The sequence below is a fragment of the Gemmatimonadota bacterium genome (genome assembly GCA_026705765.1).
GTDB lineage: Bacteria > Latescibacterota > UBA2968 > UBA2968 > UBA2968 > VXRD01.
On the sequence record JAPPAB010000055.1, the window covers coordinates 61,601 to 81,195 of the forward strand.

The following is a 19,595-nucleotide window of genomic DNA, read 5'->3' on the forward strand; positions in this document are numbered from 1 at the left end:
GTGCAAAAAGCAAAAAAACCTGCGAAAAAGGTCGAAAGGCCTGCCGCGCAGGAAGAGCGCACGGTAATCTCATCGCCGCCATCCAGACGGCGTAGAGAAGAGGAAAAGGCCGAAGCAAAAATTGTTGATCAAAATCAAAAAGCTGTAGAAGCCGCGCAAACGCCTCAAGAGACCCCAGAGAATGTGCAAACAGAAGAAATGCAATGGGGGCGTCGAACAAGGCGGTCGGCTCCAATTGGCTGGGAAGATCACGCAGGCGTAAGCACACCTGCTCAACCCACGCGACGGCAGGACGCGAATGCAGAAAGCCAACCCGTTGAAGCATCTGCGGAGCCAGAAACACCACCGCAAGCGCGAACTGAAACGCCTGCTCAGAACAAGCGCGAAGAACCCAAAAAAGAAGACACACGCAATGTGCAAGATACCCGCAAAGTGTCTCGTCCTCCTAAAGGACGCAATCAGAGCGACCAGAACAAACAGCGATCTTCAAAGCGCACAAGCGATCGCGGTCGCAATCGCAGCCAGAAACCCGATCAACCATCGAACAGATTGACACAAATATTGGCACAATCGTGGACCGAAGACAAAACCCGGCAATTTATCAGCGAAGGTTTCCTCGGCAGTTTATCCCCCGAATTGGTCAACAATGGAACACGAGAACCCTTCCCGGACGCCGACGCGCTCAAAGAACCCCTGAAAATGATCCGCAAGATTCTGGCCGATGAGTGTATGGTTGCCGACGATATCACAGATTTGATGTTGCTCGACGTAGTCATGAATGCCCTGTCAGACCGCATTGACGTGTGTCGCCTACAGGCCGAGTCCAACGCACTATCGGATATAGACGCGATCTTAGAGTTGCGCTACAAAGCCGATCGGCGATTGATAGAAGCGGTAAATGCCCTGAAGAACGCCTGAAGCATATACCCGCCAATATTGAAAGCCCCGTCTGACAAAGGTCAAACGGGGCTTTTGTGTGAAGGAACGCAACGATGACTTCAATAATTCGGGCAATTGAGAACAGTCTCAAGCCACTCGCCGCACGGGCGCTACTCACCTATGAACGCCTCGAATCGGGCGTTGCCTACCACCCCGGATCCGACGAAGTTCTCGCCTATCCGTACGACCTGTACGAACAATTGCGTCACAAAGACCCAATTCACCGCATGAGACTGATCGATTCATGGGCGATAAGCAGCTATCGGGACGTGGATGCCATTTTGCGGGATCACGCGCGTTTTTCCAACCAGGGACTGCCCACCGATACCTATGTCCGCATCGGCCCTCTGGGCATGCTCGCCCTCGATCCCCCCGACCACACCCGGCTGCGCGCCCTGGTCTCCAGGGCATTCACCCCCAAATCCGTCGCAGCTCTTCAGCCCAAAGTCGAACAAATCGCCGACGACCTCCTGCACGCCATCGAAGGACAAACCCGCTTCGACCTGATGAACGCCTTCGCATTTCCCCTGCCGGTTATTGTCATCGCCCAAATGCTGGGGGTCCACACCGAGGACCTGAGCCGGTTCAAAGCGTGGTCAAATCTGATTTCACTCAGCATCGAACCGATCCTCGACGACGAAAACATCAAACGGGCGCGACAGGCCCGGGTGGAGTTGGAAGCGTACTTCGAGGAAATCATAGCGCAACGGCGGCGCAAACCACAGGCCGACCTGACCAGTGACCTCGTAGCCGCAGAAGAAGCGGGCGACCGCTTGACGCACGCAGAACTGGTGACAACCCTGATCCTCTTGCTCGTGGCCGGCAACGAAACAACGCGCAACCTGATCGGCAACGGCATGCTCGCCCTCCTGAAAAACCCCGACCAATTCCAGCGTCTCCGCCGCCAGCCCGCCTTGCTGGACCTGGCAATACACGAGTTCCTCAGATACGACCCACCCGTTCAGATGGACCGGCGCATCGCGCTTGAAGATGTGGAAATCCGCAACAAGCGAATCCGCGCAGGCCAACCCGTCATCTCCCTGATCGGCGCTGCAAACCGCGACCCCGCCGTGTTTTCCAATCCCAATACCCTGGACATAGGTCGAAAGAAAACGAGCCACCTCTCCTTCGGACGCGGCATCCATTACTGCCTGGGCGCGTCGCTTGCCGTAATGGAAGCCAAAGTAGCCTTTGCCGCCCTGCTAAAGCGATACGCCTCAATTCGACTAAGCGCCGAACCCGTGCGCCGGCACCAGATCACCTTGCGTGGGCTAAACGAATTGTGGGTGGAGGTGGAAAAAAGTTAAAAGTAAGAAGGAAGAAGTTAGAAGGCCACCCAACCCCCAAAAGGCTGGTACTTCATCTCACACTTCATACTGATTGGATTAAAATAAACGCAAAACAGGTGCATCCTGGCGGATGCAGTGCATCCCAGCGGATGCACTTTTCTTATCTTCCTATAAATCAAATATTTATTTTGATTTCACGTAAATAAGCGGTTATAGGTGCATCCTGGCGGATGCACTTGCGCCAGAATCTCGTAGGCGTAGCACAAATAATTCTTAAATTTTATCTCATTATTTTTCAAGCACTTGAGCACATTCAAGTGCTTTTTTTTGTTTGAAAACGATTGTTGGCACGCATTTTGCATATAAAAGGGTTAAGACAAGTGACCGCATTAAAATTTTCACATTGTAAGGAGAGTAATATGCCGAACCTGCAATCCGTATTGTATTCCATAGCCATAAGTGTTATCCTGGTCTCTGGACATGTTTCTGCCCAATCCCCGTCTGCTCCTGCTGCGGTGACAAACCTCGCTGCGGTAGCAGGGGATCAACAGGTGACGCTGAGTTGGGATAACCCGAATAATGAGAGCATCACCACATATCAGTATCGGCAGAGCACAGATGGCGGCAGCAATTGGTCACCGGACTGGACAAATATTGCCAATAGCAATAAGAACACAACCAGTCACACGGTAGAGAACCTGATAAATGACACCGCGTACACCTTTGAGGTGCGTGCGGTGAATGCGACTGGAAATGGCACGTCCGTCAGCGTGAGTGCCACGCCGACACTGCCGCCATTGACAGTAACGTGGCCTGAAGATATAAAGGGCACAGAAGACAGTTCCATCTGGACCTCATTAACATCTACGCCACCTCAGATAAGTGTATCCGGAGGCCGACCCTCCTATACGTATGAAATAGAAACAGATGAAATAGAAACAGAGGGAGCACCTGATGGTCTTTCTATTGATTCATCGGGAACCCTCACAGGCACACCTACAGAGAATGGGACTTTCACAGTAAGAGTCGTAGTGCGGGATAAAGCAGATCAGAGTATGAGTCAGGACCTGAATATAACGATTCGTCCAGCACTGAACGTCTCACCCATAGCGTATAAAACTGTCGAGCAGGACAGCTCGATTACCCCGATTCATTTATCCGCATCCGGAGGTTGGGAACCCTATACGTATTCTATATCTGGCGCACCTTCAGGTATCTCTTTGTCAGATGATAATCGCATCACAGGCAGCCCCTCACAGGCCGGGACTTCTACAATTACTGTGACGGTGACTGATACGCGTGGTAGCACAGGGGAGCATAGTTTCAAGATGAGCGTTTATTCGATAGAACTTGCCGAGAAATTTTCTCCGATTTTAATTTTGACAGAACATCCAACGCGCAAAAACCGCATCGTGCTCTTTCCCGAACCTGTGGAGATCATGGGTGCAGAGTCTGTTGATAATTTATGGTTTCATTTTGCGGATGCAGCAGGACACAGACTGAATAGCCTTGATTTCTCTTATGACGCCCTAAAATCAGAAATGGCACTGCCGGGTATACCGCAACCACTTACTGCTCTGATTAATGCTTATCAGAATCAATATCTTGATATTGATTTTTCACAGAATCAGTTTGCATCTATACCTGAAGAGTTATATTTGACCTCGCCAATTATAATAGGGATTGTTAGTACATCAAGAGTTTATGCACATTTTGAATATCCCGGTAACGACAAAGTAAGCTGGAACAACACATATACTGGCTCTGGGGCTAAACGTGGGGATAATTCTGAGTTTTCCAACACAGCTTATGTGCATATTTTTGAATCTGGTAGTAATGTCGTCATACAGTATTATTACTTTTATCCCTTTAATGATTTTCAAAACAACCACGAAGGGGACTGGCAACATATTAATGTTATTGTAACATCTCATGAACCAGATATGGCAGAACTCGTTGGAATTGACTACAAATTTCATAACAACGGTCTAACCTATAACAGCATTGGTGGAAGGGTGTTTGACCCTCAGGTAGATTTTGCCCCAGCAGAAGGCGGAACCCATCCAGTTGTGTATATAGGGGCAGGTTCCCATGGTGGTTATCCTACAGGGGGCTCTTATCCGGATCCTGGCAAGCCCGGGCTCTCGCTGGTTGGAGATGAAGATATGACAAAGAGTGGTATTGTCCTGAGTACCAATATTGAGGACACAAATCGTGAGGATGCACAATCTTATGATTTAATATTTCTGCCTAATCCCGACCCTAATCAACCCAATAAGGGTTTGCCACCTGAAATGAGTTGGTTAGGTACTGGAGCAAGGTGGGGAACCTTGGACGTTCCATCCTCTGGCTCTGCGGAAAGGTATGATGAATCTCCTATAGGGCCAACACATAAGGATAGTTGGGGTATGTCGGATAGTGAAAATAGTTATCCACATACTAATGTTCCTTATGGTCAAGTAGTTTCAATAACGGGACCAATTTTACGACATGATGAAAACAGTGAACGGTGGTTCCAACAATTCCCAATTGTGCAAAACGTTACCTGGCAGGATACGATAAAGCTGATTGGTGATATTGTGATCTACCCTGGCGCAACTCTGACGATTCAGGCTGGCACAACGATCAAAGCCTATCCTAATCGAGATATTCACGACAGGCAAGATGCAAATCGCGTCGATATTATTAACTATGGAAAGATAACCGCCAATGGAACAAGCGACCAGCGAGTTGTATTTCGTTCCGACAGTGCAACCCCCGCGTCTGGTGACTGGTATGGCATCCGCAATTACGGCACTTTGACCATGATGAACTGTGATATTCAACATGCGGTGGCCGGTTTAAAACGGCAAGGCACGGATACATTGGTTGATGTGGTTGTGACGAACAGCGAAAACAATACCTCATCGTTCACAGTCGCATCCATAGATGATAAAACTGAAAAGCAATATAAGGGGATTACCCCTATTCAGGTCAATGCCTCTGGTGGGTGGGAACCCTATACTTATTCCCTATCCGGCGCGCCACAAATTATCACGATTTCAGACAGTGGTCTCATCACTGGCACACCCACCCTGAGTGGCACGTTTACCTTAAACGTGAAGGTAGAAAGCCATGACAGCCAAAGTGAGTCGATCTCGTTTCAAATATCTGTTTCCCAGGGCCTAAATGTTGCGCCAATATCAGATGTCACCGTGAAACAGGATCACGCGATTACTGCCATCCAGGTCTCTGTGTCTGGCGGTTCAGGGACATATCGGTATTCTATATCCGGTGCGCCCTCAGGTATCAGTATCGATTCCTCAACTGGTCGCATCACAGGTACACCCACAGAAAGTGGCGCGTTCACCATTGGCGTGCATGTGCAAGAGACGCCAGGTGGAGGGGCAGGAGGTACTGCGGCCCCCATCACGGGTAGCCGTTCTTTCACTATGACGGTAAATGCGCCTGCTTCCAAGCCCGTTTCGTCGGCACTGACAGTCGCAGAGACAGATGATATAACAGTCAAGATCAGTGCTGTGACCAACAGTGCTATTACCCCTATTCAGGTCTCAGCGTCAGGAGGTCAGACGCCATACACGTATGCCCTGTCCAGCAACCCTGCCACAGGTGCCGGTCTTACTATCAATTCGAGCAGCGGACAAATCACTGGCACACCCACACAGACAGGAACTTTCACACTTACTGTGACTGTGACCGATCATGCCAACAAGACTGCAACTGATAGTTTCAGTATGGCTGTCAGTCTGATGGGTGATTTTAACGGTGATGGTGCAGTCAATACGTCAGATCATTTACTTTTTGTAGCCGCATTTGGTCTATCCGAAGGTGAGGATGGTTTTAATAGTGAGATGGATCTGAATGGTGATGGAACCATTGATATTGCCGATTTTCTGATATTTTCAAGTCACTTTCCCAATGCTAATTGACTTTCTTGGTCAGGAGACAGCTTATTGACTTTTGAGCGGAATCAATGAGGTACATTTGTTTCAAAAGGAGAAACTCATGAAAAAATTAGCTGCTGTCTTTATAACCGCGACCCTCTTGCTCAATGTGACTGCTCCCACCCTTGCACATGCAGCCATACACCTGCAAGGCGCAGAGGTCAATGCGAATACGCTGATTCAAGATGCTTATGTTGCTGTCATCTATTGCGATAGCAACGACGAACAGCAAGTGTATAAAGGTTGGATTGATGCCATCGGTGAAACCGCCTTTACCCTTCGTAGCAGAGCCCTTTTCGGCAAGAAGACCATTGCTTATGACAAGGTCCTATCTGTGATCATGAGCGAGGGAGCAACCACACGAGTAAAGCACGAAGTGGACCGACTTATTCCAGAGGTGAGCAAACGCGAAGCAAGAACGCAAGGGATAGCGCAGGCGGTTCAAAGGCTCAATCAAAAGACGGTATGGGTCACGTCAGGGGACCAGATTGATCTATCAGTGATCACAAAGGGAGGGTATGCCCACATCGTCTATACCTCTCAAAGTATCAGAGGAACAGCAACTGGTCGAATTGTCTATAAGGATTCGAGCCGTATCACACTCAGAGATAGGTCTGAGGCCTATAACATCGCCTACAACGACATGGATACCTTGATTGTTGCTAAACAGATGCGAGAGATTGAGCGATACCGAGAAACTGGTGCTCAATACAATGTTCGCGTGCGTGTGCATGCCCCGTCAATTCAGAAGGAACAGATGGTTGGCAGGCTGATTAAAATGATGCAAGACACATTGATTATGCAGGTAGAACCTACAACTTTGCCCCGTCGGATTCGTTCCCAAGGGGATATAGGAGATACAACATTTTATGAAGTACCTATCTCTTCAATTTCTCATATCGAGGTAAGCGTGGGACAGTATAGAAACACTGGCAAGGGCTTTATAATCGGGCTTGGTGCTGGACTTGCCATCTTTACAGTTTCATACGAATATGCGAACAAAGTCGAATCCCATAATCCTGGCAGTATGGATGGTCTGGGCATATTACTATTTGGGGTGGTAGCCGTTCCATCAACCGTTATTATTTCCACGCTGATTGGTGCGAACAAATCAGATAAATGGGTTGAGGTGTCCCCTCAACGCCTCAACCTGAGCCTTGCACCCCTGCCTGCTTGGCCGCGGCAGACAGGCACATCTGCAAAAGGGCTTCGCGCCATACTCACATTCAACTTCTAACGATGCAAATGATTCAAGTATAGAGCCGAAGTGCGTCAAAACAACCCATATCTTTTCATCCTATTCTTCAGAAATATCCTCAAGATATCCAGAAACGCAGTCGTGTGGACCGGGTTTTCCCTATTTATGCAGTGCCCTTTACATTCAGGTGTCAGTATCAGGGGGTCAGACGCCATACACGTATGCCCTGTCCAGCAATCCTGCCACAAGCTCTGGTCTTACTATCAATTCGAGCAGCGGACAAATCACTGGCACACCAACACAGACAGGCACTTTCACACTTACTGTGACTGCGACCGATCATGCCAACAAGACTGCAACTGAAAGTTTCAGTATGGCTGTCAGTCTGATGGGTGATTTTAACGGTGATGGTGCAGTCAATACGTCAGATCATTTACTTTTTGTGGTAGCGTTTGGTCTATCCGAAGGTGAGGATGGTTTTAATAGTGAGATGGATCTGAATGGCGATGGGACCGTTGATACTGCCGATTTTCTGATATTTTCAAGTCACTTTCCCAATGATGGTTGATTTTTTTCGGGCAGGAGACAACTCTTTTTCAGGAGGAATTCACCATGACACATCTAACAGCAATCGTTCTGATTTTGGGACTATGTCTGTCCCAGGTCCTGATAGCAGGAGTGGTTCTTGAAGCTGGTGAAATTGACAGACTTAAAGAGACAATAGATACGCTTTCTGTAAAAAAAGAAAACCAATCTAGACGGATTGTTGGTAAGTTGGCAGGTGGTGTCCTGGGGGGAGCACTTTTCGCTCTTGTGGGAGGCGCAATCGGAATAAATGTCGGGGAGGACGAAACATACGATCCATTCGTAAATTCTTTAATTAGTGGATGGGTTGGCTATCTCGTCGGCGTGCCCGCTGGCATGAGCGTATTTGATCCTTACGATCAATTTAAGTATTCATTGGTAGGTAGCTTGATCGGAGGTGCAGTAAGCCTTCCACTCCTCTACATTGAAGAAGACCTCTGGCCAGCTCTTTTTATTGCCCCTTTTGTCAGCGCGGCGATCATGTCCGAGTTTTCTCGAAAGCCACCGAAGGATCGTAGTGTCTCCATCGGTCTGTTGCCCGGTCCCAATGGCAGAGTATCCGCTGTTGCTACACTTCGATTTTGAGTTAGCTGCCAGTGCATTAGTCTCAAAAGGAAAGACCGCATGAAATTAGCTGCTGTCTTTGTAACGGCGGCCCTCTTGCTCAATGCGATGGCTCCCACACTCGCGTATGCAGCCACATACCTGCAAGGCGCAGAGATCAATGCCAACACACTCATTCAAGATGCCTACGTTGTGGTCACCTATTACGATAGCAAGAATAAACAGCAATGGGAAAAGGGATGGATTGATGCGATTGACGAGACCACATTTCAGATTCGATTCAGAGCACTTTTTGGAAAGAAGACCATTGCTTACAACAAAGTGTTGTCAGTAATCATGAGCGAGGAAGCAACCTCACGAGGAAAACAAATCAATGAGGTGGATCGGTTTATTCAAGAGATGGAAAAACGAATGGAGGACAGCACATCGGTCATCTTTAGTCGCTTTCTTCGAGTGCCTCCAGGTCGGCCAAATCTTTTTGGCGACCAGCAAGACGTTTGTTTTTCACCAGTTGAGGTCGCCCGATATAAAAGACCTCAATGCCGCCATATATTCCCGTTTCCCTGTTTTCTGCTACTTCTTCCCATGAGACACCTGTAATTGACGTAATCAGATCAACACGCACGGGAGGATATCCAAGTTGAATGACATGATCCGGCACGGTAAAGTCTGTCAATGTCAATTCCAGATTTCCGAATCCAAATTCAGATAAAGCATCTAAAATTCGTCGCGCGTTTTCGGTTTCTGCCCGAATCAAAATGTCCAAATCTCCGGTGTATCGCGGTACACCATGATGTGAAAGCGCGTAAGCACCCACGATCACATATTCAACCTCATGCGCGTTTAATAACGCGAGCAACTCTTTGAAGTCTTCCTGTACTTCCATGGTGTTGTCGCCTGAGATATTCTACAGCCAAAACCCGCTCTTCTGCGGGCCGGCTCAGCCAATAGGCCAGATCTTCTTTTGCCTGAGAATGCGTCGTCAGGTTTCGTTTTTGAACGACTTTTTGTATCATGTGCTTTCTCCGGGACCCCATTGCTCTTGTAAAGAAATATAGATTAAATTCCTCAAAAGACAATCATATAAATGAGGAGTGTGCATACTTCCCACCTCACTTCCCCTCACGCCCAACCGTGTACCCCGTGCCCACCCCCGGGGAACCAGATCAAATCCACAACAAACGAAACCAGTACCCCCGTCGCCCTGCCTGCAATAATCCCGAAAAAGAGCGGACGGTATTTTTCATAAAGAGACACACCACCCACCCGAATCACAATAGCTTTAAACAACCAGACAATAATAAGCGACGTAATCTCGTGAAGAATACTCGTCGTAGTAATAATAAAACCCACGGGATGGATGGGCCACCAGGGCAGGCGGTACCGAAGCGCTGTGAGAACCGCAAAAATGAAACCCCCAAAGCCGAACAGCACCATCCGCTCCCATGAAGCCGGCTCGGGAGATTTGATCTTCGTGACAATCGCATCGTAAAGACGGGGCGCGTACCGGGTAAACGGATACTCCGTAAAATTGTACGCCCCGTGTGTATAGCCCAGATAGAGCACCATCGAAATATTGACCACCAGCGCGCCGACCAACCCCAAAAGCAACACCCAGAAAAGCGCGCGCTTATTGCCCGGCACGCGATCAAAAACTTTGGCATTCTGCGACAGAGCCGGCATAAACAGCATCCAGCGCAGCGCGTGAGCCGTAGAACCCACGGCAATCGTCCTCGGATCAATCGTAACCGTACCGATCAATTGAAAACCCATATCCAGAGGCGTCGTGGGAATACCCAGGTACAGCGTACCCGACTCACACACAAAACGGGCAAGCGCAATATAAATAACAATCGCCGCCGGTATCGTAATCATCAAAAGCCCTGGCGCAACCCCCGCCTTCAAAAGATAGGCCACGATATAGGCCACACCCACAATCAAACCAATCACAGCCGTGCGGTAAGAAAGAAGCTCATTCGCATCATCCACACCGGGATCATCATGCCACGCCTTCCTGAAAACCGCCTTCAAATGCCGCCGCGCAGTCCACAGCCCCCAGCCCACAAACACAAAAAGCGCGCCCATACACTGCCACTGCACCAGGGGATCGCCCCATCCACCGCCCTTCTGGTGCATGCGCCCAAACTGAAAACCCGTCTTCCGAATAAGCGCAATCTCGCCCATCAGCAAAAAGTGGAAAAACCAGATCGAAAAAAGAATCTCCAGATTGACAAAATATCCAAAACCAATCGTATAAGTATTAAGATGTGTCAACAGCGGCGGAAAAAGGCGCGCAAAATAAAAAAGCCCGCCATTGGGACTCATGCTAATGCGGGGCACCGTCGTATAAAAATAAGTAATAATATTCCACCCGATAATCCCAAACGCCAGCCCAAAACCAATCCAAAAGAGATACCCCCGAAACAGGATCGGCCAACCGCTTCGACCCGAAGAATCGCGCGTCTCCGCAACCATCTCGAGAACAGGTGCGAGCAGGGGATAATCCAGACGCTCGCTCTCAACCCATTGCTTGCGAAGAATAACCACAATACAAAAACACACCACAAACCCCGCCAAAATCAGCGTAACCCACCAGAAAATCGGACCGACCCAGACCTCCCACGGAATGGACACCCCAGATGGCAAACCCTCGTACAAAAACGTCGTCTGCTGGTGATCATTGGAAGGAAAGAGATACGGCGGAAGAAAGGGCTGAACATTGTCAATCCACCCATTCTCCGGCGTAGCCAGATAATGCGGCGCAGCCATCAGCCCCAGCCAGACACCGGTCAACCCACGCGCGGGAATAATCGCACCGACCAGACCCATCGCAAAAATAACAGCCAGTTCTCGAGGGGCCAGCCCCTGTCTGTCGAACCGAATTTTCAGAAGCGTATTGACAATAAAAACGCACAAAAAAATAGCAAAAATAGAAACCGGCAGATGCGTAATATTAACCGCGGAAGTATTTGCAGCCGTGCGGGAATACGTCACCCATGCACTCGCCAGACAAGAAATCAGAAGCCCCAACGCGACACTGCGAGGCGTAATGCGCGCCGCTCTTCTCTGGGCTTCTTCAGATGTGGGAGACGGGGATTCGGGAAGGGCCATAGTGTTTTAGAAGAATGGGCTTTTCGCATTTGAAGCAAACCCAAATTTTCTTGAATTTGGAAATATGTCATGTAAATTTGCGACCTAATATAGTCACACATAGCGGCAACAAGCCACAAAAATTTATCACTGGTACCCAATAAGGAGCATCGCGATGGGACTGTACACACCCGAAGAAATAAGCAATGCCCGGCGAAACATCCAACGCTACGCCTGGGCAAAAGCTGAGCGAGATGCCACAATCGAAACATGCGCGCCCTGGATCGCGCGAAGCGATGGTGAAATCTGGGACCTGATCACCGGACAATCCATCCCCCGCGGCATCCACGTCAACCCCGACCTCGGCTGTCCCGAATGCGGCAGAGACGTCTATGCATTCGGAAACTACCCCTGGAAAGTATCGTTGGACCGCCCCTACAAATTGGAATGTCCGTCGTGCGGAGAAATCTGGCCCAAAAACGACTTCGAGGCATTTTACAAAAGCGGCCTGGGATCCGGTGGCGTATTCGACCGCAGCCTCGCCGATGAAACCCTGCTATACAACGCCGAACACCCCAACAACCCACACTATGCAGTAGATGACGGCATGGGCTGGATCGACGAATCGGGAAACCGCTGGTGGTTCATCGCTTACTACAGCCATTATTGCACATGGAAGGAACTACCAGCAGCCGCCCTCGCCCTGGGCAAAGCGTATCTCTACACGGGCGACACCACTTATGCCCACAAAGGCGCCATCATCCTGGACCGCATCGCAGACGTCTATCCCGACATGGACTTAACCCCCTACTCGGACCTCGGCCTCTACAACTCCCACGGCGGCACGGGCATGGGCCGCATCACAGGCTGTATATGGGAAAACGGCATGGCCGAGACCCTATCCCTATCCTGCGACATGACCTCCGAAGGAATAGAAGACGACAATGAACTCGTCCAATTCCTATCCGCACAAGCGGAAAAATGGCAGATCGCACAGCCCAAATCGAACATCGCCCACATCCGCAAAAACATCGAACGCGGACTCCTTCGAGAATTCATACGCTCCTGTCGAGACCGGCGCATCCGCGGCAACGAAGGCATGACCCAAACCGCCATGGCCACAGCAGCGGCAGTACTGGACGACCCACGAGAAACGCCCAAAGCACTCGACTGGCTCTTTGAACCCGGAGAATCCAGAGGCACAGGTGGGGGACACATCCCGGCAACCCTGATCGGAGAAGTGGATCGAGACGGCGTTGGCAACGAAGCAGCCCCCGGCTATTGCTTCGGCTGGATGAACGCATTTGCCCGCTGTGCATGGATACTGGATCAATGTCGCAAATACCGGGACTACGATCTATACCGCGACTATCCCCGCCTCAAACGCATGTACAGCGTGCCCTATCGCCTCACCGCACTGGACCGCTACACCCCCCACATCGGCGACACCGGCAACACCGGAGGCGAGGGGATGACAAGCGTAGATCTCGAAACAGTCATCAGTGCCTTCGCCCGACTCGGCGACCCCGACCTCGCGCGCCTCGCGTACAAACTCAACGGAAACAGCGTAGAAGGCCTGCACACCTCCATCTTCGACGCCGATCCCGAAGCAATCCAGAAAACCGTCCTCCACATCGTAAAACAACACGGCGAATTAGAACTCAAAAGCGAAAACCTGAACGGCTATGGACTCACCGTATTCCGGCACGGCAAAGAAAATGACCAGCGAGCGGCCTGGCTGTATTACGGGCGCAACGGCGGACACGGCCACCGAGACCGGTTGAACATTGGAATGTACTACCGCGGAATGGACGTATTACCCGACCTGGGATATCCCGAATACGCCGACAGCAAATGGCCCAAACGGGCAGGGTGGACCACAAACACCATCTCACACAACACAGTAATGGTAAACCAGCAACAGCAAGAAGGGAACTGGATCGGACACTGCCAATATTTTGCCACCTCGCAGGGTGTGGGCGTCGTCGAAATCGCATCCCCCGAAATATACCCTGACGTACAGGACTATCGGCGCACCCTCGCAATGATCGACGTATCCGCCACCGAATCTTACCTCATCGACTTCTTCCGCGTGGATGGCGGAAACGACCACATCATGAGCTTCCACGCCGGAGAAGGCGACGTAAGCACCCGGGGCATTGATCTCACCCCACAGAAAAAGGGAACCTACGCGGGCGAAACCATCTCCTTCGGCACGCACTACGACGGACCACCCGACGGACGCTACCGCGGAAGTGGCTTTGCCTACCTCTACGGCATTCACCGCGCCGAGAACCCCACAGCCGGATGGTCGGCAGACTGGAAACTCGCAGATACCTGGAAAACCCGGCACGGAAAAATCCCATTACACCTCCGCTATCACATCTTATCCAACGCAGAAAACGCGGCCCTTGCATGGGGCGATCCCCCCCAAAACAAACCCGGCAACCCCCGGCGCATCCGCTACGTACTCTTGCACAACACCGGCTCAGACCGAAAAAGCCTCTTCGCCTCCATCATAGAGCCTTACCGCGAGGATCAGCCCCATATAGCAGACGCCACCCGCATCGACCTCGGATTGGAAAAACGCGACCTAACAGCAGCAGCTATAAGAATAACAACCCAAACAGGCCGAACAGATCATATCCTGTCATCTGACGACCCGAACCGCGCATTTCACCTGAGCGAAAACATCGCAGCCGCGGGCCGATTTGCAATCATATCCCAGGAAAACGGACAAACAGCCATCTTCTTAGTCGGCGGAACGCAAGTGAACACCACCTCTGGGACCCTGCGAATCAGCACCCCAGTTCACCGCGGCACCATAACGGACTTCCACCGCGAAGAAACCGGACCCGCCTGGATCGAAATAGAAGGCACTCTCCCCCCGGACAAACGCCTCATCGGCACACAACTTCGGATCTTAAACGACGGCATTCGGGACGCCTGTTACACCATCTCCGACATCGCACCTTTGGAAAAAAACAAAGTGCGCGTAGAAGTGGGCGACACCTCCTTCATCCGGGGACTCGCATCCCGCGAGGATTATACAAAAGGCTTTGTTTATGATATTTCCACAGGCGACCCGTGCGAAATACAAAACGCCGTACACCTTCACATCGCCAATGGCGAAATCGCAACAATGCGCGCAACCGTCGATTATGAATGGACTTGACGCTAAAAGGAGAACCAAATGCTATGCATGACCGACATCACAGACCTGCAGCATCCGCACCTTCCCGACACTGAAAACGAAATGAGTCGCCGTTACCTCCGAATGATCGAACAGTGGATACCAACGGGCATCGCGTACTTTGCCGACTGGCCCGACCGCCCCAACTGCGGGCATTTCTTCGGCGGATGTCACTGGTATGGAATCGAAACCATCAGCTGTGCCGAAACCTTTGCCTACGCCAGTACGTCTCCAGAATACGACGAGACATCCACGGGCGTATCCCGCGACACCCTGCGGGAAATGGCAATCAAAGGCGTGCGCTACCTCTGTTTCACACACGACTCCGGTCCCGAAGACTGCGTGCGTCCCTCAGAAGGACTGGGCCGCCCGGAAAACTGCGGCACCAAATGGGGCGAACGGGGCAAAGGCTTCTTCCGCGAAAGCCAGTGCGGCAGCACCGTTGCGGGCCTGGCGCGCATCTGTCTGCTACTGCGAGAATGGATCGATCGAGAAACCTGGATGATGGTCGCCCGCGTACACGAAGACTACGCCGCGCGATTCGGAAACATGGCACCCAAAAGCGGCGTCTATACAGACACCCAAATGGAAGAAAACGCCTGGACCTCTCACGGGCTCACCTCCTGTTTCCTATTCTTATCCAAACACGCGGACGCCGCAGCCTGGGAAGCAACCGCCCGCAGATGGATGTTCTCCACATGCGCCGCGCCACAAGACGCCAAAGACCTGGGCCTTGTAGGCCGCGAAACCGCGCGAACCCTAACCGCAAAAATATTCACAGCACTACCCGACTACCTCGCGGAAAACCACGGCATGGTCCACCCCAGCTACACGGCCTCGGGCCTCTCTCCCCTCATGAGTGTGGGCTGCCTGTACCGGCTCTGGGGACGCGAACTACCCCCAGAACTCTTCTGGAACAAACAACGCGTGTACGAAAACCTCAAAGCCTTAACCGACGGCGGCGGCTATGCCCAGGCCGTACAGGGCATGGACTGGCATTATCTAAACATATTCGCAACCATAGCCGCACACGCCATAGCCGCCGTATATTTCGACGACCCGGACGCCGCGGCCATGGAACGCCTGGGCCTGGAACATGCCGAACGCCGACAGCGCGGAAATGGAGGACGGATGTACGACCCTCACCTCGCCCAGAAAGCACACGACCAGCAGGACCCCATGATCATGCGCGAAGTCTCGATCTCGGGCGCCGCTGGCCTCTACCTCCTCCATCGCCTCCTTGGACCAGGCCCATCGCCCTCACCCACTGCAGAAATGGAATCTCGTCTCTCGGGCGTACGCCACTTTCCCCACGCGGGATTTGTACACCACAGACACCCACATGGACAAACCTCATTTGCCTGGCGCAACTCCATCATGGCCCTGCCCCTCACGCGGGAAGGCATCTACACCATCGCCCCCTGTTCAGACACATGGCTCGGCACACCCATCGTAAAAAACCGACCCGACAGCCACCGCCTAAAAACCGTGCGCGTAGCCGAATACGACGACAGCTTTGCCGTCGCCCTCGTCATAGACCGCTGCCAGGAATCCCTGCGCCAGCACGTACTCTTTGCCAGCCTGCCAGACGGCCGCATCTTGTCCTTTGAAAAATTCACTGCCCGGGAAGACCTCGTACTGGAAAAACTCAACCAGGGATTCCTGCGCATCACCAACGAACACTTCTCGCACCTGGCCCCCAACTGCCGCGGCGAGCGCGTACTATATCATCCCGACGGCGAAACCCGGTACGCGGGCTGGCACGGCGAATCAGAATCCGATGATATAATCGACAACCTGAGCCATCCCCCCTATCTCAACATAGACAACCGCCTGGGCATACACTTTACCGGAAACGGCGACACAGTCTATCACAACCGGCACTACTTCAACCCCTACCGCGCCATAGCCGACGACCTCACACTATCTTGCCTATCGGACGAAAAACCCCTTCGCGCAGGCGAAGAAGCGGGTCGTCTCACTGCCCTGCTCATCCCCGAACAAACTGCTGCCGACACACCCAACACCCCCTTCGAAATTCTGTCCGCACCGGAAAACAGCGTCGGCCTCATAACCGAAGAATATCTCGCCGCCGCAAACTTTGGTACCGCACAACAAATATGCACATTCACCGCAAACAGAACCGAACAACTCCCCATCTTCCCCGGCACCATCCTCGAAACCCATGGAAACCGTGCCCTCTACCGCATCCCCATCGGCGGCGAATCAGCCTGCCTATTCCGCGCGACCCAAATATTGAACATAGAAGGCGACGTGCGGATAGACGCCATAGCCGACGGGGCACTATACGCCTCCAGTTCCGAACATGCAGAAGTAAAAATCGCAGGAGAAGACGGCACGCACACCATTAGCCGTGGAGAAACCAGACGAATAGCTTGAAGGAGAACACATGCAAAACAAAATAACCATCGCCCCTCGCTACTACCGCTGGCACGTTGACAAAGGCGTCGTCTGGATCGAAAAGAACACGAGCTATGCCCACCTCAACTGGAAAATCCCGATAGCGCAAACAGCACTCGTACTCGTCGATATCTGGTCGCATCACTACCTGAAAGACACCGCGGCCCGATCCGAGGAAATCGTACACAACAACATCGTCCCCCTCCTATACGCCTGTCGAAAAGCGGAAATGCCCATCGTTCACGCCCCGGCACCGCGATTGGCCGAAGCGCATCCATCCTGGGTGAACCTGATCGAAAAAGGAGAAACATCCACCAACGCCAAAAACAACTGGCCTCCCACTGAATTTCGCAACAAAACGGGAATATATAAACAATATGCGAGACCCATAGAACCACGCGAAGAAGAACTCACCAAAATCCGCGCCAGACTCGCAATGCATCCCCTCGTACAGGTCGAGGGACAGGAAGCCGTCATCTCCACAGGAGAAGAACTCCACCGCTGGTGCAAACAACAGGACATACTCTTCCTCTTCTATCTCGGCTTCAACACCAACGCCTGCATCTTGATGAGAGACTACGGAACCCTCGCAATGGGTCGCCGCGGGTATGAAATCATCCTCCTTCGGGACTGCACCACCGGAATGGAATCCTTTGAAACACACCAAACCCTCGGTCAAACCCGGGGCGCCGTACTCTTCCTGGAAATGTTCGGACACTATTCTCTGACATCGGAGGAACTAATCGCGGGATTGCCGGGGTAATTATGCTATCACCCACAGACTTCATCGTCATCTTTCTCTACGCCCTGCTCATGGCCTGGGTGGGCGGGATTGCCAAACGAAAATCTCAGAATATAGATGCGTACTTCGCCGCCGGGCACAACCTCCCGTGGTGGATGGCCGCCATATCCCACCACGTCTCTGGATACAGCGCAGTCGTCTTCGTGGGCTTTGCGGGACGGGCAGCAACCGCCGGATTCAGCATGTGGACCCTATTCTCCCTATCGTGTTTTATCGCCATGATGATCGGCTGCCTCGTCTGGGCACCGCGCTGGTCCCGACTCAAAGTACTCACACCCGTAGAATATCTCGAAGCGCGATACGGCAACTCCGTGCGTTTTCTGGTGGCACTCTCTGGCATCGGTGTCAAATTCATAGACCTCGGCATCAAACTCTACGCAATCTCCGTCGTCGTACAAACCGTCACGGGCTGGGCAGTATTGCCCGTCGTACTGGTCGCAGGCATAATCACCGTAGCCTACGTCCTCATAGGCGGACTGTGGGCCGCGGTATTAACCGACCTGATCCAATTTGTCGTCCAGCTCTTCATCAGCTTAATCGTACTCTATCTCGTACTCGACAACATCGGCGGATGGAACCCCTTGTGGAAACAACTGCCCGCCGAACGCGGCGCATTCTTCAACGCCGAATCCGGCATTGGAATCGATTTCTGGCTGGTCTATCTCATCGTCGTCATCTTCAGTTACAACGGCGCCACCTGGGGATTGGCGCAGCGATTCATATCCGTATCCGACCCGCGGGACACCCAAAAAGCTGCGCTACTCTCCGGATTCCTCTACCTGCTATACCCCATCGTCATCTTCCTGCCCGCCTGGGCCGCGCCATTAATACTCACCGAATACTTCGACCCCGTAACGCTCGCGCCCCTGCCCGGCTTTGACCTCCAGCAAACCTACGTATTGATGGCCCAGCGCGTACTCTCCGGACTCATGCCCGGATTGATCGGCCTATTGATCTGTTCCATGTTCGCCGCCACCATGTCCATGATCGACAGCGACCTCAACGCCCTCGCCGCCGTATTCACAAAAGACATCTATCAGCGCAATATCAAGCGCGCCTGGACACAGCAAGCACTCTTCCGGGTCGGTAAAATCGTCACATTGATCTTTGGAATAGCCATCATTATCACAGGCGTTATCATCGCCGAAAGCAAAGGCGCGGAAAAAGTATTCACCGCAACCGTCCAGATATTCGGGGCACTCCTATCCCCCATAGCAATACCTCTAATGTTCGGCATGCTCTTCCGAAAACCCACAGCGCGGGGCGCGATATTAGCCCTCGCGGGCGGCCTACTGACCTACGCCGTCCTCGTACAAATAACGGACAACTTCGCCATTTATACCGGCGGCGAAATCCTCGTCGGCCTATGCTTGTACTTCGGCGAAGGATGGATCGGAACGCGCACCCAGGAAAAAGAAAAAGAAGTCAAAAATTTGTTCGACAAATTGACTTCTCGATAGGGCGCTGCCGGAATTAAAAAAAAACAAAAAAAAATCTTGACATGTCCATATCAATAGAGCTATCATGGCATATAACTCGTTGTTTTTTTAAGTCTTGTTAAGTTTTATTT

General features: G+C 51.8%; 13 protein-coding genes. 10 read left to right on the forward strand and 3 right to left on the reverse strand.

The genetic code is table 11. The annotated features are described in order from the left end of the window. The 6 genes from OXH16_07400 to OXH16_07425 all read left to right on the forward strand — a co-directional run bounded on the left by OXH16_07400 (position 1) and on the right by OXH16_07425 (position 8,540). Positions 1 to 918 carry a hypothetical protein gene (locus OXH16_07400; GenBank protein MCY3681206.1) on the forward strand — a complete coding sequence of 306 codons (918 nt, stop codon included), beginning with the start codon at positions 1 to 3 and terminating at the stop codon, positions 916 to 918. Between the two features lie 74 nt (positions 919 to 992). Then, positions 993 to 2,246: a cytochrome P450 gene (locus tag OXH16_07405; protein MCY3681207.1), complete on the forward strand. Its 1,254-nt coding sequence runs from the start codon at positions 993 to 995 to the stop codon at positions 2,244 to 2,246. Between the two features lie 401 nt (positions 2,247 to 2,647). Further along, complete coding sequence (locus OXH16_07410; GenBank protein MCY3681208.1) at positions 2,648 to 6,157, forward strand: putative Ig domain-containing protein; 3,510 nt, start codon at positions 2,648 to 2,650, stop codon at positions 6,155 to 6,157. Positions 6,158 to 6,233: 76 nt separating this feature from the next. Beyond that, a complete protein-coding gene (locus OXH16_07415) occupies positions 6,234 to 7,409 on the forward strand; it encodes a hypothetical protein (protein ID MCY3681209.1) in 1,176 nt (391 codons plus the stop codon). Between the two features lie 334 nt (positions 7,410 to 7,743). Beyond that, positions 7,744 to 7,938: a dockerin type I domain-containing protein gene (locus OXH16_07420; protein MCY3681210.1), complete on the forward strand. Its 195-nt coding sequence runs from the start codon at positions 7,744 to 7,746 to the stop codon at positions 7,936 to 7,938. A gap of 44 nt (positions 7,939 to 7,982) precedes the next feature. Continuing rightward, positions 7,983 to 8,540, forward strand: a complete 558-nt coding sequence (locus OXH16_07425; GenBank protein ID MCY3681211.1) for a hypothetical protein — start codon at positions 7,983 to 7,985, stop codon at positions 8,538 to 8,540. A gap of 415 nt (positions 8,541 to 8,955) precedes the next feature. Here the strand turns inward: OXH16_07425 and OXH16_07430 are convergent, their stop codons facing one another. From OXH16_07430 to OXH16_07440, 3 genes are all read right to left on the reverse strand, one after another. Next, on the reverse strand, positions 8,956 to 9,405 hold the full coding sequence (locus OXH16_07430; protein ID MCY3681212.1) for a hypothetical protein: 450 nt from the start codon (positions 9,403 to 9,405) through the stop codon (positions 8,956 to 8,958). Further along, a complete protein-coding gene (locus OXH16_07435) occupies positions 9,353 to 9,535 on the reverse strand; it encodes a hypothetical protein (GenBank protein MCY3681213.1) in 183 nt (60 codons plus the stop codon). The genes OXH16_07430 and OXH16_07435 overlap by 53 nt, the downstream gene beginning before the upstream one ends. 106 nt (positions 9,536 to 9,641) lie before the next feature. Beyond that, on the reverse strand, positions 9,642 to 11,630 hold the full coding sequence (locus OXH16_07440; GenBank protein MCY3681214.1) for a hypothetical protein: 1,989 nt from the start codon (positions 11,628 to 11,630) through the stop codon (positions 9,642 to 9,644). 154 nt (positions 11,631 to 11,784) lie between these two features. On the opposite strand from OXH16_07440, the gene OXH16_07445 reads away from it, so the two are divergent. Genes OXH16_07445 through OXH16_07460 form a run of 4 tightly spaced genes read left to right on the forward strand, consistent with a single transcriptional unit; the run spans position 11,785 to position 19,485 of the window. Next, on the forward strand, positions 11,785 to 14,784 hold the full coding sequence (locus tag OXH16_07445) for a heparinase II/III family protein (protein MCY3681215.1): 3,000 nt from the start codon (positions 11,785 to 11,787) through the stop codon (positions 14,782 to 14,784). A gap of 18 nt (positions 14,785 to 14,802) precedes the next feature. Next, entirely contained in the window at positions 14,803 to 17,202 is a 2,400-nt protein-coding gene (locus tag OXH16_07450; GenBank protein ID MCY3681216.1) for a hypothetical protein, read from the forward strand. Between the two features lie 10 nt (positions 17,203 to 17,212). After that, complete coding sequence (locus OXH16_07455; GenBank protein MCY3681217.1) at positions 17,213 to 17,986, forward strand: isochorismatase family protein; 774 nt, start codon at positions 17,213 to 17,215, stop codon at positions 17,984 to 17,986. Positions 17,987 to 17,988: 2 nt separating this feature from the next. Then, positions 17,989 to 19,485 (forward strand): sodium/solute symporter, encoded by a 1,497-nt coding sequence (locus tag OXH16_07460; GenBank protein ID MCY3681218.1) that lies wholly within the window; start codon positions 17,989 to 17,991, stop codon positions 19,483 to 19,485. Positions 19,486 to 19,595: the final 110 nt, after the last annotated feature.